General features: G+C 72.2%; 20 protein-coding genes. 9 read left to right on the forward strand and 11 right to left on the reverse strand.

What is annotated here, in order from left to right:
* Window positions 1-114: 114 nt before the first annotated feature.
* The 7 genes from BLS95_RS01535 to BLS95_RS01565 form a co-directional block, all read right to left on the reverse strand.
* A complete protein-coding gene (locus BLS95_RS01535; protein ID WP_090928279.1) occupies window positions 115-819 on the reverse strand; it encodes a hypothetical protein in 705 nt (234 codons plus the stop codon).
* A 597-nt stretch (window positions 820-1,416) separates the two neighbouring features.
* A complete protein-coding gene (locus tag BLS95_RS01540) occupies window positions 1,417-2,676 on the reverse strand; it encodes a lamin tail domain-containing protein (protein WP_176992973.1) in 1,260 nt (419 codons plus the stop codon).
* An 89-nt stretch (window positions 2,677-2,765) separates the two neighbouring features.
* Window positions 2,766-3,401 (reverse strand): GOLPH3/VPS74 family protein, encoded by a 636-nt coding sequence (locus BLS95_RS01545; protein WP_090928280.1) that lies wholly within the window; start codon window positions 3,399-3,401, stop codon window positions 2,766-2,768.
* On the reverse strand, window positions 3,398-4,789 hold the full coding sequence (locus tag BLS95_RS01550) for an APC family permease (protein ID WP_176992974.1): 1,392 nt from the start codon (window positions 4,787-4,789) through the stop codon (window positions 3,398-3,400). Before BLS95_RS01550 ends, BLS95_RS01545 begins: the two co-directional genes overlap by 4 nt.
* A gap of 229 nt (window positions 4,790-5,018) precedes the next feature.
* Window positions 5,019-6,560 carry a multicopper oxidase family protein gene (locus tag BLS95_RS01555; RefSeq protein ID WP_090928283.1) on the reverse strand — a complete coding sequence of 514 codons (1,542 nt, stop codon included), beginning with the start codon at window positions 6,558-6,560 and terminating at the stop codon, window positions 5,019-5,021.
* A gap of 90 nt (window positions 6,561-6,650) precedes the next feature.
* Window positions 6,651-7,700: a LacI family DNA-binding transcriptional regulator gene (locus BLS95_RS01560; RefSeq protein WP_090928285.1), complete on the reverse strand. Its 1,050-nt coding sequence runs from the start codon at window positions 7,698-7,700 to the stop codon at window positions 6,651-6,653.
* Window positions 7,697-8,587 carry an ABC transporter substrate-binding protein gene (locus tag BLS95_RS01565; protein ID WP_090928287.1) on the reverse strand — a complete coding sequence of 297 codons (891 nt, stop codon included), beginning with the start codon at window positions 8,585-8,587 and terminating at the stop codon, window positions 7,697-7,699. The genes BLS95_RS01560 and BLS95_RS01565 overlap by 4 nt, the downstream gene beginning before the upstream one ends.
* Before the next feature lie 142 nt (window positions 8,588-8,729).
* Between BLS95_RS01565 and BLS95_RS01570 the strand changes: the two genes are divergently transcribed.
* Genes BLS95_RS01570 through BLS95_RS01600 form a run of 7 tightly spaced genes read left to right on the forward strand, consistent with a single transcriptional unit; the run spans window position 8,730 to window position 16,180 of the window.
* Window positions 8,730-9,992 carry an amino acid ABC transporter substrate-binding protein gene (locus tag BLS95_RS01570; RefSeq protein WP_218135535.1) on the forward strand — a complete coding sequence of 421 codons (1,263 nt, stop codon included), beginning with the start codon at window positions 8,730-8,732 and terminating at the stop codon, window positions 9,990-9,992.
* Between the two features lie 3 nt (window positions 9,993-9,995).
* A complete protein-coding gene (locus BLS95_RS01575; RefSeq protein WP_090928291.1) occupies window positions 9,996-10,874 on the forward strand; it encodes a branched-chain amino acid ABC transporter permease in 879 nt (292 codons plus the stop codon).
* Window positions 10,871-12,658, forward strand: coding sequence for a branched-chain amino acid ABC transporter ATP-binding protein/permease (locus BLS95_RS01580; protein WP_218135536.1), 1,788 nt, complete (start codon window positions 10,871-10,873; stop codon window positions 12,656-12,658). The genes BLS95_RS01575 and BLS95_RS01580 overlap by 4 nt, the downstream gene beginning before the upstream one ends.
* On the forward strand, window positions 12,659-13,453 hold the full coding sequence (locus tag BLS95_RS01585) for an ABC transporter ATP-binding protein (RefSeq protein ID WP_090928293.1): 795 nt from the start codon (window positions 12,659-12,661) through the stop codon (window positions 13,451-13,453).
* Entirely contained in the window at window positions 13,390-14,019 is a 630-nt protein-coding gene (locus BLS95_RS58840; protein ID WP_090928295.1) for an alpha/beta hydrolase family protein, read from the forward strand. The genes BLS95_RS01585 and BLS95_RS58840 overlap by 64 nt, the downstream gene beginning before the upstream one ends.
* Entirely contained in the window at window positions 14,016-14,945 is a 930-nt protein-coding gene (locus tag BLS95_RS01595) for an NAD(P)-dependent oxidoreductase (RefSeq protein WP_090928297.1), read from the forward strand. The genes BLS95_RS58840 and BLS95_RS01595 overlap by 4 nt, the downstream gene beginning before the upstream one ends.
* Window positions 14,942-16,180: a M24 family metallopeptidase gene (locus BLS95_RS01600; RefSeq protein WP_090928299.1), complete on the forward strand. Its 1,239-nt coding sequence runs from the start codon at window positions 14,942-14,944 to the stop codon at window positions 16,178-16,180. The genes BLS95_RS01595 and BLS95_RS01600 overlap by 4 nt, the downstream gene beginning before the upstream one ends.
* 6 nt (window positions 16,181-16,186) lie before the next feature.
* On the opposite strand, the gene BLS95_RS01605 is transcribed toward BLS95_RS01600, so the two are convergent.
* From BLS95_RS01605 to BLS95_RS01620, 4 genes are read right to left on the reverse strand one after another with little or no spacing between them, the layout of a single operon-like run.
* Window positions 16,187-18,349: a xanthine dehydrogenase family protein molybdopterin-binding subunit gene (locus tag BLS95_RS01605; RefSeq protein ID WP_090928301.1), complete on the reverse strand. Its 2,163-nt coding sequence runs from the start codon at window positions 18,347-18,349 to the stop codon at window positions 16,187-16,189.
* Window positions 18,350-18,401: 52 nt separating this feature from the next.
* Entirely contained in the window at window positions 18,402-18,851 is a 450-nt protein-coding gene (locus tag BLS95_RS01610; RefSeq protein WP_090928303.1) for a (2Fe-2S)-binding protein, read from the reverse strand.
* Window positions 18,848-19,507, reverse strand: a complete 660-nt coding sequence (locus tag BLS95_RS01615; RefSeq protein WP_090928305.1) for a GntR family transcriptional regulator — start codon at window positions 19,505-19,507, stop codon at window positions 18,848-18,850. Before BLS95_RS01615 ends, BLS95_RS01610 begins: the two co-directional genes overlap by 4 nt.
* Window positions 19,494-19,991: a VOC family protein gene (locus BLS95_RS01620; protein ID WP_090928307.1), complete on the reverse strand. Its 498-nt coding sequence runs from the start codon at window positions 19,989-19,991 to the stop codon at window positions 19,494-19,496. Before BLS95_RS01620 ends, BLS95_RS01615 begins: the two co-directional genes overlap by 14 nt.
* A 94-nt stretch (window positions 19,992-20,085) precedes the next feature.
* Here BLS95_RS01620 and BLS95_RS01625 point away from each other — a divergent pair, with 94 nt between their 5' ends.
* Entirely contained in the window at window positions 20,086-22,263 is a 2,178-nt protein-coding gene (locus tag BLS95_RS01625; protein ID WP_090928309.1) for an alpha-ketoacid dehydrogenase subunit alpha/beta, read from the forward strand.
* Complete coding sequence (locus BLS95_RS01630) at window positions 22,263-23,618, forward strand: dihydrolipoamide acetyltransferase family protein (RefSeq protein ID WP_090928311.1); 1,356 nt, start codon at window positions 22,263-22,265, stop codon at window positions 23,616-23,618. The genes BLS95_RS01625 and BLS95_RS01630 overlap by 1 nt, the downstream gene beginning before the upstream one ends.
* Window positions 23,619-23,690: the final 72 nt, after the last annotated feature.

The following is a 23,690-nucleotide window of genomic DNA, read 5'->3' on the forward strand; positions in this document are numbered from 1 at the left end:
AACGCCTAGTCTCTGACATGAGTCCGGACTTGGATAGGACGAACTGACATTTCAACATTTCTCGGGTAAATCAGCCTTTTTGTGGATATGGCTGAAATGTCGTCTGTCCGGCGATCAGATCTGGCTGGGCTTCCAGGCCGGGAGATCGTAAGTCTCCGCGATGGGCCGCCACGCCTCGGCGAACCGGCGCTTCGCCACCTGCGCGGTCTCGGACCTGCCCAGGCCGCGCCGGTAGTCGCGATCCTCGGTGATCTCTCCCGTGCACTTCTCGGCGACGTGGTTCCGGGCCCAGGTGAGGAAGGCGGCGTCGGCGTCGTACGAGGCGGACAGGGCGTCCACCAGGGCGTCCTTGAGCTCCGCGCCGGCCGTCAGCGCGGTCACCGGGAGTTCCTTGGCGGCGGCGAGCTGGTCGCGGCGGCTGGCTGTGATGTCCTGGATGGCGTCCACGCCGTCCGGCTCGCACCGGCTGGTCCTCGCGATGGCGAGGGAGAGGCTGGAACGGGCGGAGCTGCTGCTGGACAGCAGGTCGTTCAGGTTGCGGGCCTGCTGGGCGGCGGCCGAGCCGGAGTCGTCGCCGGGTGCAGGAGACGCCTCGTCGGCGCTCGGGTCGGAAACCGCCGAGTCCGAGTCCGCGTCCGGGGGTGTCTCGTCCGTCGCCTGGTTCGAGGAGCCGTCGCCCTGCTGCGAGCCGGTGGTGGCGAGCACGGGGGACTGGCTCTGCTGGGCCTGGGCGGCCTCGTTCGCCGCGAACGGGCGGACGACGACGATCAACCAGGTCAAAGCGAAGGCGAAGACCGCGGCGGCCAGGCTGAGGAGCACCGACGGCCGCCGCCAGGCCGGGGTACGCGCCCGCAGTGTGGACGGCTCCGGCCCCCAGCCGTCATCCGCGCCCGGAACCGGTCCGAGGGAACGTGGCGGGCCGGCCGATGACGGTGGCCCGGCGAGTGGCGGCGGGCCGGCGGGCGGCGGTGACACGGCCGCGAACGGCTCGAAGGGGGAGGGCCCTCCGGTGCCGTGCGATCTGGTGGGAGGCGGTGCGCCGTGGGGCCCGGCGGGAGCGCCCCGGCGCGGGGCGTAGGGATCGCGGGCGCGTGAGTACGGTCCGGGGGCGGGAGGATCGGTGGACGGATGGGGGACGGGGGCCCGGCAGCGGGAGCACTGGGGGTGGTTGCCGACAGGGGATCCGCAGCGCTCACAGACGCGGTTGGAGCCCGATTCGTGCACCAATGCACCCTCCCGGAAATATCCAAGGAAATGGGACAAATACTCTATGAGTGGACTCTCGGATAGTCCTTGGCTATGAATGAGGCTATTTGCCGATAACGTACCTGTTACGTGATTATCGCGAAAGGCAAGCGGGCAGAGCGCGGCGGCGACACCGGCCCCCCGGTCGGAGGGGCCGGCGCCGGCGGGAGGTCAGCGGGTGAAGCAGATGGTGCGGCCCGCCTTGACCTGGTCCGACCTGTACGTCACCCGGTCGATGGACGTGCCCTCACGATCCAGCAGGATGATGGTGTCGCCCTGGTTGCCCAGTTGCACGTTCCCGTCCAGCGGCACCCGCAGGGTGGCCCCGCCCTCGATCGTGCCGGTCAGCGCCCTGCGGCCGCCGGCGGCGTCCGAAAGGGCCCAGCCCGCGAGGTCGACGGCGGCGGAGGTGACGTTCAGGAGGGTGACGGTCTCGTTGCCGCGATCGGCGCCCGACGGGTCGGGCAGGGCCGCGACGATCACGAGGTCCCCGGCGGCGACGAGCGGCGGCTTGGTGGGCGTGCCGGGCGGCGCCGGGTCGGGACTGATGATGAATTCCTCGGGCCAGGTCGTGAGCTGGAGCTGCCGCCCGGCCCCCTTGACCACGTCGTGCAGGTTGCCCCGTTCGAGCTTGCCGATCAGGAACAGCTCGTCGTCCCGGTTCACCGCATCGGCCCGCAGCCAGGCGTCGAAGCCGTCGAAGTCGGTGAACCCGGCCGCCAGGTACGGCACGATGCGCCGGAACAGCTTCGGCCAGATCACCAGCTGCTCCGCCGCGTCCAGGTCGGCGATCTCGGCCGGGCCGTCCGGGTCGGCGGTCGCGCGCGGCCAGATGCCGGTGGACCGCGCCTCGGCCCTGGCCGCCTGCGACACCCCCGCCAGATGCGTGCGCAACTCGGCGGGCAGCGTCGCGTAGAACGCCGGATAGACCAGCCCTGCGGCCAGCAGTGCCGCGTTGACGGACAGGTCCACCAGCGGCGGGTCCAGGAACACCGTCGCCCCGTCGGTCCCCGCGTGGTCACCGGCGTAGACGAACGCGATCAGCCGCCCGTTCGCGTCGATCCCGTTCGTGAGCACGTGACCGCGGATCGAGTCCTGGTCGGCGGAGCGTACCTTGTTCGGGAGGTCGTCCCAGTAACGCACGTTCGTGAAGCCGAGCAGCCGCAGCAGCTCGTCCCGCGCCGCGTTGGCCCCGGTCAGCTCCTGGTGGGTCTCCTCGAAGTGGGTCTCCAGCGCGTCCACGGCCTCCAGCCGTACGGAGATGCCGCGGCTGGTGATGTTCGGCGGCCGGCCGGAGCGCCGGGTCAGCGCCTCGACCAGGGCCGGAGAGTCGGGCCGGAACTTGACGGTGTCGCCGTCCGGCTCGGGCCCCTGCCGTGGGAGATCCGGATAGCGGATCACAAAAGTACCGCGTAACAGCGTGTAGCTCATTTCTTTCCCCCCATCTACGCATAACTGCGCGTACTCAAGCGAGCGGAGCGTAACTCGCGTCGGGGGCATCGTCCATGGAGCCCGGCAATTCACCGGTAGACGGCGACGGCGGCCTCCCCGACCAGCGTGTCCACGACGCCGACCAGGTCCGCGACGACGGGCGAGCCGGCCGCGGCGATCTCGCGCAGGCGGCCCACCAGCCGGCCGCCCGGCACGTCGAGATAGAGCTGCCGCTCCACCCGCAGCACCGCCACCAGCCCGCACAGGGCGGCGCACCGGGCGTCCGGCGGCTTCCACCCCTCGACCGCCGAGCGCACGCCGGAGGAGGCCCGGACAACGGAGGAGATGTCGGCGAGCCGGTAGCGCGTGTACGGCAGCAGCCCCATCCGCCGCCCGCTCACCCGCACCAGTACGCCGGAGGTGACCAGGACGTCGCGGACGTGTTCGTACATCCCGGCGGAAACCCTCTTGACCAGGGGCCTGACGTGGACCGGGGCGGCCCCGAGGAGGCCGGTCAGGCCGTCGGCGATCGGGTCGCCGGTGGGAGCGGTCACCCGGCGGGCGGCGGCGGCCTGGCCCCTGGCGACGATCACCTGGCCGCCGAACGTCAGCTCCAGCAGCACGGCCCCGGCGAGCCCCAGCTCCAGCGACGACCGGTGGACCAGCGGCCTGCCCGACGGGTCGTGGGCGATGAGGTATAGGTCGTGGTGGAGCGGCAGGGTCATGGGAGGTCCTTTGCTCGCCACGCGCGTCCGGAGGGCACGTTCGACCGGCGGCCCAGGGCGTGCCGGCCGGCCAGCGCCAGTACGCCGATGCCGAGCCAGATCAGGCCGGTCACCTGCGCCAGAAGGTTGGCGTTGATCACGACGAAGACGAGGAGGCCCATCCCGATCAGCGGCGCGATCAGATGTGGCCACATGTCGTCCGAGCCGAGCCGGAGCGAGTAGTGCACGATGACCGACGCGTGCAGCACCAGGAACGCCACCATGGCGCCCAGGTTGACCAGGCTAGCGAGCAGGACCACGCCGTCGGAGCGGGTGGAGGCCCATAGACCGAGGCCCACCGACAGCGCCGTGACCAGCAGGATGGCGTTGGCCGGCACCGAGTGCCGGACCGACACCTTGGCCAGGAACGACGGGAGCCGGCGGTCGCGGGCCATCGCGTACAGCAGGCGCGACACGGCCACCTGGGCGACCAGCGTGTTGGCCAGGCCCCACGAGAGCGCGGTGGCGGTGGTGGTGACGTGCCGGAGCCACTCGCCGCCCGCGACGGCCGCGGCGTCGTAGAACGCGGTGCCGCTGTCCTCGGCCCGCAGCCCGGCGGGATCGGGCACGAGCAGGGCGGCCACCCAGACCTGCGCCACGAACAGCACCCCGGCCAGCACCAGGGCCAGCCGCATGGCCCGCCCCACCTGGGCCGAGCCGCCGGTGGACTCCTCGACGAGCATGCTGATCCCGTCGAAGCCGAGGAACGACAGCACCGCCACCGAGACCGCGGCGAAGACCACCGGCCAGGAGAACGTCGCGGGGTCGAACAGCGGGGAGAGGTCGAAGCCGTGGCCCCGGCCCTGGAGCAGCGCCCACACGCCGGCCGCGAGGAACAGCGCGAGCACGACCAGCTCGCCGATGATCAATAATCGGGTCAGCTTGACGGTCACCCTGATGCCGCGCAGGTTGATCACCGTGTTGATCAGTGCGAAGGCGATCAGCCAGCCCCAGACGGGCACCTGCGGCAGGCTGGTGTGCAGGGCGGCGGCCGCGACGAGATACAGCAGGCTCGGCAGGACGAGATAGTCCAGCAGGATCATCCACCCGGTCAGGAAGCCGACCGGCGGGGCGATGCCGCGCCCGGCGTAGTTGTAGACCGAACCCGACAGCGGGAACGCCTTGACCATCTGCGCGTAGGACGCGGCGGTGAAGAGCAGCACGACCATCCCGACGAGATACGCCAGGACCGGCATGCCGCCGGAGTGCGAGTAGACGTGGCCGAAGATCGCGAAGGGCGCGATCGGCACCATGAGGACCAGGCCGTAGAGCACGAGGTCGGTCAGGCCGACCCCGCGGCGTAACTCCTGCCGGTATCCGAACTGCTCAACGTTCTCTCGCGTGCGCACGACAGGTCTCTCCAAGTCGCCATGCGGGTGTCGGGCGTTCGATGGGCGATCCTTCCGCAGCGCGCCCCCGCGTCGCAAGACTGCCCGCGCCGCCGCCCAGGGTCGGGTTCGCGGATGCCGTGCCCGAGGAGGCCGGGCCCGCGACGATCTGCACCCGGGGTGGAGTAAACCGGGCGGATGTGGGTAGCTGGTCCGGACTTCTGGACCTTTCTCCCGCGCGGTGGCCGCCTCACTGCCTGGTGTGGGGGCGGCCCCGGCCGCGGGCATGGTGGCCGCCGCGTTCTCCGGAACCCGAGCGGTCACCGTGCCCAGCGCGACCCCCGGGGCCTGTGCGGTGGTGGCCCGCGTGGACGGTTCTGGGCGGGGGCGGGCCGTAGCCGAGGGTGCCCATCATGCCCTGCTCCTGGTGGTACAGGTTGTGGCAGTGGAACATCCACTCGCCGGGGTTGTCGGCGAGTACGTCCAGGTGGAGGCGTTCGCGGGGCTTGATGTTGACGGTGTCCTTGCGTGGGCCGCGCGAGCCGGCCACCCGGAGCTGGAAGGTGTGGCCGTGCAGGTGCATCGGGTGCCACATGGGCGATCGGTTGTCCAGGATCAGCCGGATCGTCTCGTCCGGTTCCACCCGCACCCGCATCGGGTCGTCGGCGAGCCGGCCGTTGAGCGTCCACTCGTTGCCGGAGGGGCGCATGCCGATGGTGACGGTGACGCTCCTGGTGGGGCGGGGCAGGTGGTCGTCGCTTTCGGCATTCAGATCCTGATATTTCAGCATTTGCCGCTGGAGTTCCGGCACCTTGGCCTGCCACAGCGGGGAGACGGCGCCGGCCGAGGTGCGTACCACGCCGTACGCCCGCCCGCGCTTTCCCTCCGCCACCGCGACCAGCGGGAACGCCCCCCAATCGAGCCGCACCACGAAGTCGTAGCGCTCGCCCATGCCGATGATGAACGTGTCCACCGTGACGGGCGCGCACGGGAACCCGTCGGTGTGCGTGATGGTCATGCGGTGCCCGCCGAGCGCGACCCGGAAGGGCGTGTCGGCGGCCGCGTTGATCACCCGGAACCTGACCCGCCGCCCTGAGCGGGTGGCGAACGTCTCGGGGGTGTCCGGCCCGCGGCCGTTGAGCAGGTAGACCGGGTGGCGCAGCTCGGCCGCCACGCCGCCGAGCGCCGCGCTGCGCAGGGTGTCGTCGTGGCCGGTGGAGGAGTTGAGCCTGCGCAGCGCGGCGTCGGGGGTGCCGCGGATGCCGTCCAGCCAGTCGTCGAGCACGACGGTGAACTCCTCGTCGTAGTCGAGCGGCTCGTCCGGGTCGGTGATGATCAGCGGCCCGTACAGGCCGCGGTCGGACTGCATGCCGACGTGCGAGTGATAGAAGTACGTCCCCGGGTCGGGCGCGGTGAAGACGTAGTCGAAGGTCCCGCCCGGCCGGGTGGGCGCCTGGCTGAACCCGGGCGCCCCGTCCATGCGCGGGTCGATCCTGATGCCGTGCCAGTGCACGGTGGTCGGCGCGGGCAGCTCGTTGACCAGCCTGACGGCCACGGTCTCCCCGGCGGCGACCTGGACCAGCGGGCCGGGGACGGTGTCGCCGTAGGCCCAGGTGGAGACGGTGCGCCGGCCCAGGGACACGGTCGCGGGCCGGGCCCGCAGCACCATCGCCCCGGGCCACTCGGCCGCCCCGCCCGCCGCCGTCCTGCCCGGTGCCAGGGGAGCGGTGGCGCCCAGAGCGGCGAATACCCCGGTGAGGAACGCCCTCCGGGAAATCAGCGAACCAGCCATGACGAACTCCCCCCGTTCCCTGGAAAGGTAACGGAGAGTGATCACGTACCGGGCCCGCCACGCGGGCGGGCCCGGGTGGTGGCGGGCCGGTCACGGCTCGGGCAGGACGGTCGCGCGGGGCGCGGCCGTGGAGCCCCGGACCACCAGGGAGGCGGGGAGCAGGACGGAGCGGGCCGCGCGGTCCGGCTCGTCGATGCAGTTCAGGAGCATGCGCGCGGCCTCCGCCCCCAGCTCGTGGTGCGGCACCGCGACCGTCGTCAGCGGCGGGCGGAGCTTGTCCAGGAAGGGCATGTCGTTGAAGCCGATGACGCTGACGTCGTGCGGGCAGGACAGCCCGCGCTCGGCGAACACGTCGTAGCAGCCGAGCGCGATGGGGTCGTTCCCGGCCACGACCGCCGTGAAGTCCGTGGTCCGCGCGAGGAGCGCGCGCATGGCGGCGGCGCCGTCGGCCTCGCTCCAGTGGCCGCACTCCACCATCAGGTCACCGGGCAGGCCGAGGTCGCGTACGGCGTGGCGGAAGGCCCGCGACCGCACCCGGCCGGTGGAGGTGGACAGCGGGCCCGACAGGTGGGCGATCCTGGTGTGACCGAGATCGGCCAGATGCCGTACGGCCGCCGCCACTCCGGTGGCGTCATCGCCCGTGACGGCGGGGATGCGCAGGTTGTCCACCTGGCGGTTGATCAGGACCATGGTGACGCCCTGCTCGTGGAGCTGCCCGAGCAGGGGATGCTCCAGCCGGGCGGTGGCGATGATGAGCCCCTCGACCTGGCGGGACCGCAGCGACTCGATCTTGGCGCGCTCGCGCTCTTCGTCGTTGTCGGTGTTGACGATCCACACGTTGTAGCCGTCGGACTCCAGCACGCTCTCCACGCCGCGCACGATCGGCGGGAACAACGGGTTGGTGAGGTCGGGGATGACCAGGCCCACGGTGCTGGAGCGGGCGGTCTTCAGGCTGCGGGCCGCCGAGTTGGGCTGGTAGCCGAGCGCCTGCGCGGCCCGCATGACGCGGCGCGCGGTCTCGGCGCTGATCTGCTGGCGGGTCTTGGGGTTCAGGGCGCGCGAGGCCGTGGCGGTGTGCACCCCCGCGGCCTCGGCGACGTCGCGCAGCGTCGGGACCGGCACCGGGTTGGGGTGGGTCATCGGCCGCGCTCTCCTCCGGGGTCGTCATCCTCCCCGTCGAGGAGGCCCCGCGTGAGCAGGTCTCCGTCGGGGGCCGTGCCGTAGCGCCGCCGCAGGTCCAGGACCGTGGCCAGCGAGGGCGCGTCGGCGTGGCCGTCGGTGACGAGGCCCTCGTCGGGATCCGTCAACCGGTCAAGGTAGCGGGCCGCGGCGGCGCGCGGGAGGCTCAGCGCCGCCATGGCCTCCTCGACGACGATGTCGTCCGCCTCGCGCCGCAGGATCGCGCGGGTGGTCTCGCGCAGGTCACCGGCCAGGGCCCGGACGGCCGGGTCGCTGCCCACGGAGCACAGCACCGTGCCCAGGTACGGGCGCGGCACCCCGGCCAGTCGCACCGCCCCGGCGTCCTCCGCCCGCAGGTCGGATCCCGCGTTCAGCATGGTCGCCGCGCAGCGGCCGGTCAGCAGCGCGTCCAGGCGGCGCGGCGTGGAGCCGAGCGTGGCCAGCCCGTAGTCGCCGGGCCGCAGGCCGAGCCCGTCGAGCACCGCGTAGAGAGCGAACGCGAAGCCCGAGTCGGGCACGTCCACGCCGATCAGTTCGCCCTTCAGGTCGGCCGCCGAGCTCACCCCGGGGCGGGCGTACAGGGCCAGGCCGAGGCCGCGGTCCACGGCGGAGACGATCCGCACGTCGGCGGTCGTGCCGAGCGGGTTGCCCGGCACGAACCGGTAGGCGAGCACGTTGTCCGGGCTGGTCAGCGCGGCGTCGAGGGCGCCGTCCAGCAACGAGCGGAACTGCGCCGGCGACGACGGCACCGGCTCCTCGGCGACCTCGCACCCGAGTAGGCCGAGCCGGCGGCCGGTACGCAGGACCACGGACGGGCTGAACGCCCCCACCACCAGACGTCGCGTCATCGCGGCCTCCCGCCTGCATTCGTTTGCGCTCTTCAGGATTCGCTCTTGACAGTAACTGCATTGAAACGGATGCTCCAAGCCAGCGCAATCGTTTGCGGGAAACGAGCGGCACGCGGCGAAGAGGCTCATCGAAGGAGGGGTCATGACCGCACAACCCCCCAGACCACCCGCATCACAAAGCCCGAGGGCAAGGGGCCCGATCCTGGCCATGGCGCTGGCCCTGGTGGCCGCGCTGGCGCTGTCGGCCTGCGGGCAGCGCCCGTCCGAGACCGCGGCGGGCGAGGTGACCAGGCCCATCGTCATCGGCGTCTCCCTGCCGCTGACCGGCGACTTCGCCCAGCCGGGCAGCGAGGCCAAGCGCGGTTACGAGATCTGGCGCGACATGGTGAACGCCAAGGGGGGTGTCCTGGGCCGGCAGGTCGAACTCAAGATCGTCGATGACGCGAGCAGCCAGGACACCGTGGTCGCCGACTACACCAAGCTGATCACGCAGGACAAGGTGGATCTGCTGCTCGGCACGTTCTCCTCGCTGCTGAACTATCCCGCCTCCGCCGTGGCGGAGAAGAACCGCATGGTGTTCGTGGAGCCGGCCGGGGGTGCGCCCGACATGTTCACCCGCAGCTTCACGTACCTCTTCTTCGCCCAGCCCGCCACCGCGCCGCGGCAGGCCGACGTGTTCGTGAACTGGATCAAGTCGCTGCCGGCGGACGAGCGGCCCACGACGGCCGCCTACCCGAGCCAGGACGACCCCTTCGCGCACCCGGTGATCAAGTCGATGCAGGAGCAGCTCGAAGCCCTGGGCGTCGAGACCGTCTACAGCGAGCTCTACCCGGCCGACACCACGAACTTCCAGAGCGTCGCCAGCACCCTGGCCAGTAAGAAGCCCGACCTGGTCGCCCAGGGCGCGGTGTTCGAGGACGGCGTCGGGCTGGTGCGCTCGCTCAAGCAGCTCGGCTTCTCGCCGAAGATGCTCTTCCAGACCTCCGCCCCCAGCAACTCCAGCCAGTACAGCGACGGCGTGGGCGTGGCCAACACCGAGGGCGTCTTCTACACGGTGAGCTGGAACGAGAAGGCGACCACGCCGCTGAACGCCGAGTTCGTGGCGGCGTACCGGAAGGCGTACGGCGCCGCGCCCGCCGAGGACGCGGCGGACGCGTTCGCCGCCGCGCAGGTGCTGCAGGCCGCGGTCGAGGCGGTCGGCGCGATCGACCAGGACAAGCTCAGGGACTGGCTGCACGCCAACACCGTGCGGACCCTGCTCGGCCCGCTGAGCTGGGCGGCCAACGGCGAGCCGAAGGGCAGCTTCCTGCTGGCCCAGTGGCAGTCCGGCCAGGTCGAGGTGGTCGGCCCGCCCGAGCTGGCGACGACGAAGACCGTGGTGAACCCCAAGCCCGGCTGGAAGTGAGCGATGGCCCACCTCGTCCAGGCGATCGCGCTGGGCCTGCTGATCGGCGGGGTCTACGCCCTCATGGCCTCCGGGCTGACGCTGATCTTCGGAGTGATGCAGATCATCAACGTGGCACAGGGTGCGTTCCTGGTGCTGGTGGCGATGGTGACCTGGTGGTTGTGGAACAGGACCGGGATCGACCCGATCGTGGCGTCGCTGGTGACCACGCCGATGATGTTCGGGCTCGGCTGGCTGACCTTCCGGCTGCTGATCTCGCGCATCCGCGGGTCGTCGCCGTCGATGTCGGTGCTGCTGACGTTCGGGTTGGCGCTGGTCATCGAGGGGGTGCTGAACCTCACCGCGGGCAACAAGTTCAAGTCGGCCACCCCTGCCTACTTCGAGGAGTCCTTCCGGGTGGCCTCGATCTCGTTCCCGAAGGCGCAGGTGTTCGGGTTCGTGGCGGCGGTGGGGGTGCTGGGAGTCCTGTACTACGTGCTCAACCGGACGTGGACCGGGCGGGCGATCAGGGCGGCCACGCAGAACCCGGCCGGGGCGGCGCTGGTGGGGGTGAGCGCGGCGGGCACGGCGGCGCTGGCGTTCGCGATCGGCAGCGCCACGGCCGGGGTGGGCGGGTCCATCCTGTCGGTGCTGTATCCGTTCTTCCCCGCCTCGCACTACGAATGGATCTCGCGGCTGCTCGGCATCGTGGTGCTCGGCGGGCTGGGCAGCCTGCCGGGCGCGGTGGCGGGCGCGGTCATCCTCGGGCTGGCCGAGACGCTGACCGCGACCTACGGCTCGCTGGGCTGGTCCACGCTGGTGTTCTACCTGGTGATCATGGCGGTGCTGCTGGTCAGGCCGCAGGGCCTGTTCGGGGCCAGGCTCAGGGAGGACGCCGCATGAAGCGCGCCCACCTGGTGGCGGCGGCCTGCCTGGTCGTCCTGCTGCTCTATCCCGTGGTCAACCCGTGGCAGCCCTACCCGCAGGGGGTGCTGCTGCTCGGGTTCCTGCTGGCCGTCCAGGCGACGAGCTGGAACATCATCTCCGGGTACGCCGGCTACGTCTCGCTCGGGCACAGCATGTTCCTCGGGGTGGGGTCGTACACCGTGGGGATCCTGGCCGTGGCGTGGGGCGTCAACCCGCTGTGGGTCGCCCCGCTGGGCGGGGTGACCGCGACGGTGATCGCGCTGCTGATCGGCACGGTGGTGCTCAGGACCCGCGGCCACGCGTTCGTCATCATCACGATCGCGATGCTGCTGGCGGCGCAGATCATCGCGGTGAACTTCCGCAGCCTCACGCACGGCTCGGACGGGATCACCCTGGAGCTGCCCTTCTGGCACCGCGACTTCCAGAACATCCCCTTCTACTACGCCTTCCTGCTGCTGCTGGTGCTGACGGTGCTGTTCAGCGCGTGGATCAGGCGCACCAAGTTCGGCACCGGGCTGGTCGCGATCAGGGAGGACGAGGGCAAGGCGGCCACCATCGGGGTCGACACCACCCGGTTCAAGGTCACGGCGTACGCGGCCAGCGCCTTCTTCATCGGGATGGCGGGCGGCGTCTACGCCTACTACCTGACCTTCATCAACCCCGTCGGCTCCTTCGCGATCCTCGGCAGCGTCACCATCGTGCTCGCGGCGCTGGCCGGCGGGCGCGGCACGCTCTACGGCCCCGTACTGGGGGCCTTCATCGTCAACCTGATCAGCGAGGCCGCCACCGTGTACGCGGGCGGCGTCCAGTCCCGGGTGCTGCTGTTCGGCGGCGCGCTGGTGCTCGTCGTGCTGTTCCTGCCCAAGGGCATCCTGCCGACGGTCGAGGCGTGGTGGCGCCGGCGGAATCCGGCGCCGGTCGAGTACATCGAGCAACCCGCGGCGCTCGCCGTGCGCGAGCGGGCGCCGGTGCCGGAGTCGGGCGAGGGGGCACTGCCGGAGCCTGGTGAGGCACTGTTGTCGGTTCGCGGCGTGACCAGGCGGTTCGGCGGGCTCACCGCGGTGGACGAGGTCTCACTGGACGTGCGCCAGGGCACGATCACGGGGCTGATCGGGCCCAACGGCTCCGGCAAGACCACGCTGTTCAACCTGGTCACCGGGGGGTTGCCGGCCGACTCAGGGGAGATCTGGTTCGACGGGCGGCGGGTGGACGGGCTGCGGCCCTGGCGGCGCTGCCACCTCGGGCTCGGCCGGTCGTACCAGGTGACCCGGCTGTTCAAGGAGATGACCGTGCGCGAGAACGTGGTCGCGCCGCTGGCCGACTCCCGCTGGCGCACCATGTGGTCCGACGCCGTACGCGGCCACGAGGCCGAACGCGCCCGCGAACTGCTCGGCCTCGTCGGCCTCGGGCGCTTCGCCGAGCAGCGGGCGGGGGCGCTGTCGTACGGGCAGCAGAAGCTGGTCGAGCTGGCCCAGGTCCTCATGCTGGAACCCAAGCTGATCCTCCTCGACGAACCCGCGGGCGGCGTGAACCCGAGCATGCTCGACCGCATCACCGAGGTGATCCGCGAGCTCAACGCGAACGGCGTCACCTTCCTCGTCGTCGAGCACAACATCCCGCTCGTGCTGGATTTGTGCGACCAGGTCGCCGTGCTCGCCGGCGGCCGGGTCATCGCCGAGGGCCCGCCGCTGAGCGTGCGCCAGGACCCGGCGGTGCTGGACGCCTACCTCGGCCACGACTGGACTCCGGCGGTGAGATAGATGCTGCAGCTCAAGGCGGTCGTCGCTGGGTACGGCGGAGGCAGCGTGCTCCAGGGCGTCGACCTGGAGTGCGCCGAGCGCACGATCACCTGCGTGGTCGGCCCCAACGGCGCGGGCAAGTCCACCGTGCTGCGTGTCATCAGCGGCCTGCTCGCCCCGACCCAGGGCGAGATCAGGCTCGACGGCGAGCCCATCGGCGGCCGCGCCCCGGATGAGATCCTGCGCCGGGGCATCGCCCAGGTGCCGCAGTCGCACGCGCTGTTCCCCGCCATGTCCGTGCAGGAGAACGTGCTCATGGGCGGCTACCTGATCCGCAAGGACCGCAGGCTCCTGCGCGAGCGCCTCGACCAGGTCGAACAGCGGCTGCCCATCGTCGCCGACCGCGCCAGGGACCACGCCGGCAACCTCAGCGGCGGCCAGCGGCGGATGGTGGAGATCGCCCGCTGCCTCATGCTCGACCCCCGGCTGATCCTGCTCGACGAGCCCTCGCTGGGCCTGGACCCGCGCGGCCTGGCCGGGGTCGCCGAGGTCATCCACGAGCTCAACCAGGCGGGCACCACCGTGCTGCTGGTCGAGCAGAACGTACGGCTCGGACTGGGGATCGCCACGCACGGTGTGGTCATGGAGGGCGGCAGGGTCCGCCTCACCGGCACGGCCGCCGCGGTCCGGGACAACCCCGAGATCGCATCGCTCTACCTGGGCGGCAGCCCGACGAAGGCAGGTGATTCACCTTGGACGAACGCGTCGCGTCCGCCATCGCACACTGGGGGGCCAGGTTCACCGCCAACGGCGTGACCGTCTACGACTTCCACCGCATCACCGACGACCTGGAGATCTGGGACGACTGGTGCGCGGCCTGGCCGTCGGTGGCCGCCGAGCACGAGACGCTGGGCAGGCAGGCCCTGGCCACCGACCGGCCGCTGTCGGCCGGGCAGCACCTGGCCCAGGCCGCCCTTTACTACCACTTCGCCAAGTTCCTGCCGCCCGGGCCGGGGCCGCATCCGGCGGTGCTGATGTTGTCCGGGCTGGACTCGGCCAAGGAGGAGCACCGCGTGGTCGAGCAGCTGTTCCTGGAGCGGGGGCCGGCCACGTTCGCCGTGGACGCCCGCCGCATCGCCCACACCCTCACGATGGAGGGCACGGCGACCGCGATCACCGCGCCGCTGCTGGTCGTCTTCGGGCGCAAGGACCGGCTCATCCTGTGGCGGCAGGCCGAGCGGCTGCCCGCCGCGGCGGGCGGCGACAGCGAGCTGCTCATGCTGGAGGAAGGCAACCACGGTTGCGCCAACCTGGCGCCCTGGCACCGTCCGTACACCGCCGACTGGCTGGCCCAGCGGCTTGCGAAAGGCGAATCCCAATGACGTGGACACGACAACGGGTCGGCTGGGTCGGCACCGGCCGCATGGGAGCGCCCATGGCCGAGCGGCTGGCCAGGGCCGGCGTCGACCTGACCGTCTGGAACCGCACCCGGGCCAAGGCCGAGCCGCTGCGGGAGCAGGGGGCGGCGGTCGCGGACACGATCGCCGGGTTGCGCGACCACGACGTGGTCTTCACCATGCTCTCCACCTCCGAGGACCTCGACCACGTGCTGGCGGAGCTGCTGGGCGACTCCGGCGAGGACCGGGGCCCCGGCGTCGTGGTGGACTGCTCCACGATCTCCCCGGAGGCCTCGGCCGCCGCCCGGCGGAGGTGCGCGGAGCGCGGGACGGAGTTCCTGGCCGCGCCGGTCAGCGGCAACCCCAAGGTGGTCAGGGCAGGCGGGCTGAGCGTGGTCTGCTCGGGCCCGCGCGAGACCTATGACCGGGTGTCCGGGCTGCTCGCCCACCTCGGCAGGTCGGCCACGTACGCGGGCGAGGGCGAGACCGCCCGCCTGGTCAAGATCGCCCACAACCTGATGCTCGGCGTCGTCACCCAGACGCTCGCCGAGGTCACCGTGTTGGCCGAGAAGGGCGGCGTGCCCCGGCACGCGTTCCTGAGCTTCCTCAACGACAGCGTGGTGGGCTCGCCGTTCACCCGGTACAAGTCGCCCGCGTTCGTGCACCTCGACTACACGCCCAGGTTCACCCCGCCGCTGCTGCGCAAGGACTTCGACCTGGGCCTGGCCGCGGCCCGCGCCCTGGACGTGCCCATGCCGGTCACCGCGCTCACCGCGCAGCTCGTCCAGGCCAGCGTGGGCACCGGCCGGGTGACGGAGGACTTCGCCATACTGCTGGACCTGCAGGCCGCCGCCGCGGGACTGAAGCTGGAACCGGAGGCCGTGCCGGTGGACGACGGGCTGAGCGCATGACCGGGCCGCTGCCCGCGCCCGGCCACATGGGCGTCGACTACGAGCAGCGCGTCGACTTCGCCCGGCTCAGGGACTACCGGCTGAGCCGCGCCCGCGCCGCGCTGGAGTCCAGCGAGTGCGGCGCGTTCCTGCTGTTCGACTTCTACAACATCAGGTACGTCACCCAGACCTGGATCGGCGGCGCCCTCGGCGACAAGATGACCAGGTACGCCCTGCTCACCCGCGGCGGCCCCGCCCGCCTGTGGGACTTCGGCTCGGCGGCCCGCCACCACCGCCTCTACAGCCCGTGGCTGGACCCGGCCGACTGCCACGCGGGCATGCTGGGCCTGCGCGGCGCCATCGCGCCCACCGCCGGGCTGATGGCCGAGGCGATCCGGCAGATCAAGGGCATGCTGGCGGACGAGGGCCTGGCTGACGCCCCGGTGGGGGTGGACCTCGTCGAGCCGCCGTTCCTGTTCGAGATGCAGCGGCAGGGGCTGCGGGTGGTGGACGCGCAGCAGCTCATGCTGGACGCCCGGCAGATCAAGTCCTCCGACGAGATCATGCTGCTCACGCAGGCCGCGGCCATGGTGGACGGCGTCTACCAGGACATCGTGGAGGCACTCAAACCCGGCATCCGGGAGAACGAGATCGTGGCGCTGGCCAACAAGCGCCTCTACGAGATGGGCTCCGACCAGGTCGAGGCGATCAACGCGGTCAGCGGGGAGCGCTGCAACCCGCATCCGCACAACTTCTCCGATCGCCTGATCCGGCCCGGTGACCAGGCGTTCTTCGACATCATCCACTCCTTCAACGGCTACCGGACGTGCTACTACCGCACCTTCAGCGTGGGCAGCGCGACCGCCGCGCAGCGGGAGGCGTACGTCAAGGCCAGGGAGTGGATGGACGCGTCCATCGCCATGATCAAGCCCGGGGTGGGCACCGACCAGGTGGCGGCGGTGTGGCCGGAGGCGACCTCGTTCGGGTTCGAGAACGAGATGGCGGCGTTCGGGCTGCAGTTCGGGCACGGGCTGGGGCTCGGGCTGCACGAGCGGCCGATCATCTCGCGGCTCAACAGCATGCGGGAGCCGATCGAGCTGCAGCCCGGGATGGTGTTCGCGCTGGAGACGTACTGTCCGGCGAGCGACGGGTTCTCCGCGGCCAGGATCGAGGAGGAGGTCGTGGTCACGCCGGAGGGATGCCGGGTGCTGACCCTGTTCCCGGCCCAGGATCTGGTGGTGGCCAACGCCTACTGAGCGGCCCTACTCGATGGCCTTCAGCACGGCCTCCGGGGTCAGGGGCAGGTCGCGGACACGGACGCCGATCGCGCTCGCGAGCGCGTTGGCGATGGCCGCGGCCACCGGGCCCTGGGCCGCCTCGCCCGCCCCCACGGAGGGCGTGCCGGGGTGCTCGACCAGCTCGACCGCCACCTCCGGCGTCTCGCTGAACCGCAGGATCGGGTAGCTCTCCCAGTCGCCGCTGGTGATCCGGCGCCGGTCGAACCGCACCCGCTCCTTCAACGTCCAGCTGGCCGCCTGGATGGCGCCGCCCTCGATCTGGTTGCGCACCCCGTCGGGGTTGACGACCCGGCCGACGTCCACGGCGAGGGTCAGGCGGCGCACCCGTACGTCGTGCTCGGCCTCCACCTCGGCCACGGCCGCGCAGTAGGCGCCGTTGCCCTTGTACCGGGCGAACCCGAGCCCGAGGCCGGGCCGCCCCCAGCCGGCCGCGTCGGCGGCCCGCCGCAGCACCGCGCGCCCGCGCGGGTCGCTCAGGCAGTCCAGCCGGTACGCCAGCGGGTCCCGCCCGGCGGCCAGGGCCAGCTCGTCCATGAACGACTCGATGGCGAACACGTTCATGAACGCCCCCAGCGAGCGCAGCGCCGACGACCGGATCGGCGTCTCCAGCAGGCGGTGGCCGGTGACCTCGACCCGCGGGAAGTCGTAGATCGGCACCGCGTTGCGGGCCATCCCTGACCCGGCCGCCGGAGCCGGGTCGGCGGCGGCCGGGTGCTCCCACGGCTGCTCCAGGTGGGCGGCGGCGAGCAGCCCGGGAACGCCCGCGTAGCCGGGGCGGCTCGTGTGCCCCTGGCTCCAGATCTCGTACGTCCAGGCCGCCACCCTGCCCGCCGCGTCCACCTCCGCCGCCACGTCCACCGACATGGCCGAGCCGAACGGTGCCCAGGTCAGCTCGTCGCGCCTGCTCCACCGCACGTGCACCGGCCGGCCCGGGACCGCGCGGGCGAGCAGGGCGGCGTCCAGGGCCACGTCGTCGGCGCCGTTGTGGCCGTAGCAGCCCGCGCCCTCGACGTGGCGCACCTCGACCCGGTCCGCCGCCAGGCCGAGGACCCGGGCGAGCGCCGCCCGTAACGGGTAGACGCCCTGGGTGTGGCTCCAGACCTCCAGGCTGCCGTCGGAGTTCCAGCGGGCGGCGGCGCAGCTCGGCGCGATCGAGGCGTGGGCGAGGAACGGCCTGCTGTAGGTGGCCCGGTGGGCGGTCCCCGCACCGGCCTCGGGGGTGGCGCCGGTCTGGGGCGCGGGGGTGGCGCCGGTCTGGGGCGCGGGGGTGGCGCCGGTCTGGGGCGCGGGGTGCACCCTGATGGTCTCGTGCGGGCCCTTGCGCAGGTAACCGTGCAGGTCGTGCTCGTCGGGGAGGGTGTCGTGCTCGTCCCACGCGGCGGCGCGGCGCAGCCGGGCGAGCGCCCGGTCGGCCTCCGGCTCGGTCTCGGCCAGCACGCCCAGGAACGAGCCGTCGCGCACCACGTGCGTGCTCCCGTTCTCGTGCGTGCTTCCGTCCTCGTTCGGGGCCAGGCCGGTGAGCCGGGCGGCGGGGGAGGGCGGGCGCAGGACCCGGCCGTAGAGCTGGCCGGGCAGGCGCAGGTCGTGCACGAAGCGCGGCCGCCCGGCCACCTTGTCGGGCAGATCCAGCCGCGGCACGCTGACCCCCACGAACACCGCCGCCTCAGCCCCCGGCTCCCCGGCCTGGCCCGTGGTGGGTTCGGCGGCTGCCCCGGCTTCGGCGGTTGCCCCGGGTTCGGTGGTTTCCTGGGCTTCGGCGGCGAGTACCGCCTTGGCCAGGTCGGCGTAGGTCGTGGTCTCGGCGCCGTGGCGGAACTCGCCGCCCCGTACCGTCACCTCGGCGGGGGAGACGTCCCAGCGGCGGGCCGCCTCGGCGACGAACGCGGCCCGCACCCGGGCACAGGACTCCCGCAGCGCCGGGCCCGAGCGGGCGATCGACATGCTGCCCGCCGTGAGCCCCTCGTCCGGACCCTCGCCGGTGTTCGCCGGCACCATCCGGACCTGCGCCAAGTCGGCGCCCAGCGCGTCGGCGGCGATCTGGGCGAGCGCGGTGAGCACGCCCTGCCCGAGCTCCACCTTCCCGGCCCGCACCAGGATGACCCCGTCCGGCTCCACCGACACGCTCATCGCCACACCCTTCCCCAAGCCCTCGCCAGCCGGCACTCCTCCGCACGGACGCTCACTCGGCGGCCCTCAGGACGGCGCGCACGATGCGGCGGTGCACGCCACAGCGGCACAGGTTGCGGTCGAGGGCCGCCACCACGTCCTCCTCGCTCGGCCGGGGATCGGCGGCGAGCAGGGCGGCGGCGCTGACCATCATCCCGGACAGGCAGTAGCCACACTGGCCCGCCTGCTCGGCCAGGATCGCCCGCTGCACCGGATGCGCCTCGTCGCCGGGGGCCAGGCCCTCGACGGTCACCACCGCACGTCCGGCGGCGGCCGACAGGGGAGTGTCACAGGCGGCCGTCACGCGCCCGTCCAGCAGGACGAAGCAGGCGCCGCACATCCCCTCGCCGCACCCGAACCTGGTCCCGGCCAGCCCCAGCTCCCCGCGCAGCACGTCCAGGAGCGGGGCCCGCGGGTCGGTCGTGACCTCGACCGGCGTGCCGTTGACGGTCAGCCGCGTCACCGCCGTACCCCTTCCTCCGCGTAGACCTCGGGATGCTGGGACAACTCCACCCGGGTGCGCCGGATGTGACCGGTCAGGTGCCGCTCGGCGTCCACGACATCGCGCCGCTCGATGGCGTCCAGCAGCAGCCGGTGCTCGGCGTTGACCACCCAGCGCCGCGCGGGTCCCGTCAGGCGCATGAAGGCCCGCCGGTAGTGCTGGGTCGTGTTCCACAGCCGTACGACCATCGCCGAGAGCTCATCGATCGCGCAGCCGGTGTAGCTCAGCAGATGGAACTCCCGGTCGAGGGCGAGGAACTCGCCGATGTCGGTATTGGCCTCGATCTTGTCCTGGATCAGCCCCAGGCGCCGGTGCTCGGCGTCTGTCAGATGCGGGATGCTCTCGGCCAGGGCCAGGGGTTCGAGCCGCTCGCGCATCTGGTAGATCACGTCCACCTGGTGCATGCCGAGGCGGGGCACGCGGGCGCCGCGGCGCGGGTGGTGCTCCGTGAGGCCCTCGGCCGCCAGCATGCGCAGCGCCTCGCGCACCGGCAGGCGGCTGGCGCCGAGGCGCTCGGCCAGCTCCTCCTGCCTGATCCGCTCGCCGGGCGCGATCGCGCCGCTCAGGATGGCCTCGCGCAGGTGCTCGGCCACCCGCTCGCTCTCAGGCGCCCGCACGGTCGAACGCCTTGCCGTCCGGGTACGACACCAGCTCGAACTGCATCCCCCAGGGCGCCAGGAAGTAGACCCAGCGCTGCCCCTCGCTCGGCCCCCGGCTGGCCGTCGGCTCCCCGAGCACCTCGACGCCCCGCTCGCGCAGGTAGGCCACGGCGGCGTCCAGGTCCTCCACGTAGAGAGCCACGTGGTGGCCGCCGATGTCGCTGTTGCGCGGCACCTCGGCGTGCTGGTCGGGCGCGGCGTACTGGAACACCTCGAAGACGGCCTGCCCGCCGCACCGGAAGAAGTGCAGTTGCTCCATCACCGCCCGCGGGTGCACGTTGAGGTGCTCCTTCATCCACGGGCCGTCGTCGTGCCGGAACGGGCCGAGCGAGTACATGTACTCGCAGCCGAGCACGTCGACCAGGAACGTCCTCGCCTCCGCCAGATCGGGCACCGTGAAGCCGATGTGGTCCAGCCGGCTCAACCCCGGAAGTCCGCTCATGCCGTCCCTTCCCCTTGGATCCAAAACACGCTACTCCACGTTCGCCGGGCCGGACAGGGGTGTCTTTTGGATCCATTGCATGTAAGGCTGAGGGATGCCTCAGCATCACCGGCTCGAACCGAACGTGCCCTGGGTCGAGGTCGTCGCCACGGACGAGGACTGGGACGCGGCCGACCCTCAGCTGCTGACGAGCATGCTCGGCCAGCTCCTGCTGATCAGGGCGTTCGAGGAGCACGTGCTCGATCTCGCCAGGTCCGGCCTGGTGCACGGCCCGGCCCACTCCAGCATCGGCCAGGAGGGCGGCGCCGTCGGCTCGATCCTGCCGCTGACGAGCGCGGACACCGTCAACGGCTCCCACCGAGGGCACCACCAGTTCCTGGCCAAGGCCCTGGCGTACGTGGAGCCCAAGGGCATCGACCCCACCAGGGACTTCTCGCCCGAGGTGCGTGAGGTGCTGCTGCGTACGCTCGCCGAGATCTGCGGCCTGGACCGGGGCTTCAGCCACGGTCGCGGCGGGTCGATGCATCTGCGCTGGAAGGAGGCGGGCGCCATCGGCACGAACGCGATCGTGGGCGGCGGCGTGCCGTTCGCGGCCGGGTCGGCGTGGGCGCACCGGCGGGCCGGCCAGGGCGCGGTGGCGGTGACGTACTTCGGGGACGGCGCCGCCAACATCGGCTCCACCTTGGAGACCCTCAACCTGGCCGCCGCCTGGCGCCTGCCGCTCTGCTTCTTCGTCGAGAACAACCGCTACGCCGTCTCCACCGGCGTCGAGGAGGTCACCGCCGAGCCCCGGCTCTCGGCCCGCGGGCCCGGCTTCGGCGTCGCGAGCTGGAAGGTGGACGGCATGGACGTGCTCGCCGTCCACCTGGCCATGCGCGAGGCGCTGCGGCACATGAGGGCGGGCGAGGGCCCCGCCGTCATCGAGGCGGACGTCTACCGATATTTCCACCAGAACGGCCCCTTCCCCGGCAGCGCCTTCGGCTACCGCACCCGGGAGGAGGAGCAGCAGTGGCGCGCCCGCGACCCCATCGAGCAGCTCTCCGGCCACCTGGTGCGCCGCGGCCTGCTCGACCGGGCGGACATCGACGCCGCCGTCGCCAGGGCCGCCCGGCTCATGACCGGCATCGGCGACGTCCTGCTGGAGCCCCTCCCCGGCGGCAAGCCAGGACAGCGCCGGATCAGGCCCGCGGAGTGGCCCGACCCGGGATACGCGCACGTGGGCGTGCGCGGCGACCTCGGGGAGTTCGCCGACGCGCGCCTGGCGGACCGGGACACGTTCACGGGGGAGCTGGCCGAGCAGAAGTTCATCGACGCCGTCGCCGGGGTGATGGCGCGGCGGATGAGCACCGACCCGTCGATCGTCGTGCTGGGCGAGGACGTGCACCGGCTGAACGGCGGCACCAACGGCGCCACCCGCGGCCTCAAGGACGCCTTCCCCGACCGCGTCCTCGGCACCCCGATCAGCGAGAACGCCTTCACCGGACTGGCCGGCGGCCTCGCCTCGGACGGGCGGCACCGGCCGGTGGCCGAGCTCATGTACGCCGACTTCATGTGGGTCGCGGCCGACCAGCTCTTCAACCAGATCGCCAAGGCCAGGCACATGTACGGGGGCGCGGACGCCATGCCGCTCGTGCTGCGCAGCAAGGTCGCCATGGGCACCGGCTACGGCTCCCAGCACTCCATGGACCCCGCCGGGATCTTCGCCACCGCGCCGGGCTGGCGCGTCGTCGCCCCGAGCACCCCGTTCGACTACGTGGGCCTGATGAACAGCGCCCTGCGCTGCGAGGACCCGGTCGTGGTGCTGGAGCACGTGGACCTCTACGCCTCGACGGGTGAGGGGCCGGTGGACGACCTGGACTACTGCATCCCCGTCGGCCGGGCCGCCGTCCGGCGCGCGGGCTCGCGGCTCACCGTCCTGACGTACCTGGCCATGACCTCGTACGTGCTGCGGGCCGTCGAGTCGCTCGGCGTGGACGCGGAGGTGATCGATCTGCGCTGGCTCGACCGGGCCAGCCTCGACTGGGACACCATCGGAGCCAGCGTGCGCAAGACGAACAACGTACTGATCGCCGAGCAGGGGCCGGTGGGCACGTCCTACGGCGGGTGGTTGGCGGATGAGATCCAGCGGCGCCTGTTCGACTGGCTGGACCAGCCGGTGCAGCGGGTGACCGGAGGCGAGGCCTCGCCCAGCATCAGCAAGGTGCTGGAACGGGCGGCCATCGCCATGGAGGACGAGGTGGCGGCCAAGCTCGCCGAGATGGCGGCGTACTGATGTCCCGGCTGCTGCGCATGCCGGAGGTGGCCGCGAACGCCACCGAGGCCGTCCTGCAGGGGTGGGCGGTCGGGGTGGGCACGTCGTTCGCGGCCGGGGACGTGATCGCCACGATCGAGACCGACAAGGCCGTGGTCGACGTCGCGGCCGAGACCGACGGCGTCCTGCTCCGCACACTCGCCACCGAAGGCGCCACGGTCGCGGTCGGAACCGCCATCGCCGTCCTGGGCGACCCCGGCGACCAGTCGGCCGATCCGGCCGATCCGGCCGACGCGGCCGACCCGGCCGGCGCGGGCGACGCGGGCGACGCTTCTGACCGGCCCGCCCGGCTCTTCTCCAGTCCGCTGGCGCGGCGGCTGGCCCGGGAGGCGGGCGTGCCGATCGAGGACATCACCGGCACCGGCCCGAACGGGCGCATCATCCGGCGGGACGTCGAAGCGGCGATCGAGCAGCGCACGGCGCTCACCCGACCCGACACCCCCACCACGGACAGTGGAGCCCCGGCCGCGCCCGCCGCTCCCGCTCCCGCCGCTCCCGCTCCCGCCGCTCCCGCTCCCGCCGCTCCCGCTCCCGGTCCGACCCCCGCCCCCGCTGCCATCTCCGCCCTCGATACCACCCCCGCTCCCGCCGTTGCCGCGCGTCCAGAGCCCGAGGCCGGGGTGGTCGGTGAGGTGCCGCACTCGCGGATGCGGCGGGCCATCGCGACACGGCTGACCGAGAGCAAGCAGACCACCCCCCACTTCTACGTGCGCGGCACCGCCCACGTAGGCAAGCTGCTCAAACTCCGTCACCGCCTCAACACGGACCCCCGGCGGCGCGTCTCGCTCAACGACCTGGTGGTCAAGGCGGTCGCCCACGCCCACCAGCGCGTCCCGGAGATGAACGTCATCTGGACCCCCGAGGCGACCCGGACGTTCGGCACGGTGGACCTGTCGGTGGCGGTGGCGACCGAGCGCGGGCTCGTGACACCCGTCCTGCGCTCCGTCGAGCACCAGTCCATCACGTCGATCGCCGCCGCCACCTGCGACCTCGCCGAGCGGGCACGGGCCGGGCGGCTGCGGCAGGACGAGCTGGAGGGCGGCGTGCTGACCGTGACGAACCTCGGCATGTACGGCGTCGAGGAGTTCGCCGCGATCATCAACCCACCCCAGTCCGCCATCCTGGCGGTCGGCGCGGTCCGCCAGGAGCCCGTGGTCGAGAGAGGCGGCACCAAAGGCAGGGGCAAGATCAAGGTGGCCGACGTGATGCGCGTGACGCTGTCCGTCGATCACCGCCCGATCGACGGCACGGTGGCCGCCGCCTGGATGAGGGAGCTCCTGGAGCTGCTCGCCGACCCCGTGCACATCCTGGCCTGATCACGGAACGGGCCGGGCCTCGCTCTTGTCACCCGCGGCCCGGCCGGTGCGGCCCAGGAAAACCCGGGCACG

The organism is Nonomuraea jiangxiensis (assembly GCF_900099965.1).
Lineage (GTDB): Bacteria > Actinomycetota > Actinomycetes > Streptosporangiales > Streptosporangiaceae > Nonomuraea > Nonomuraea jiangxiensis.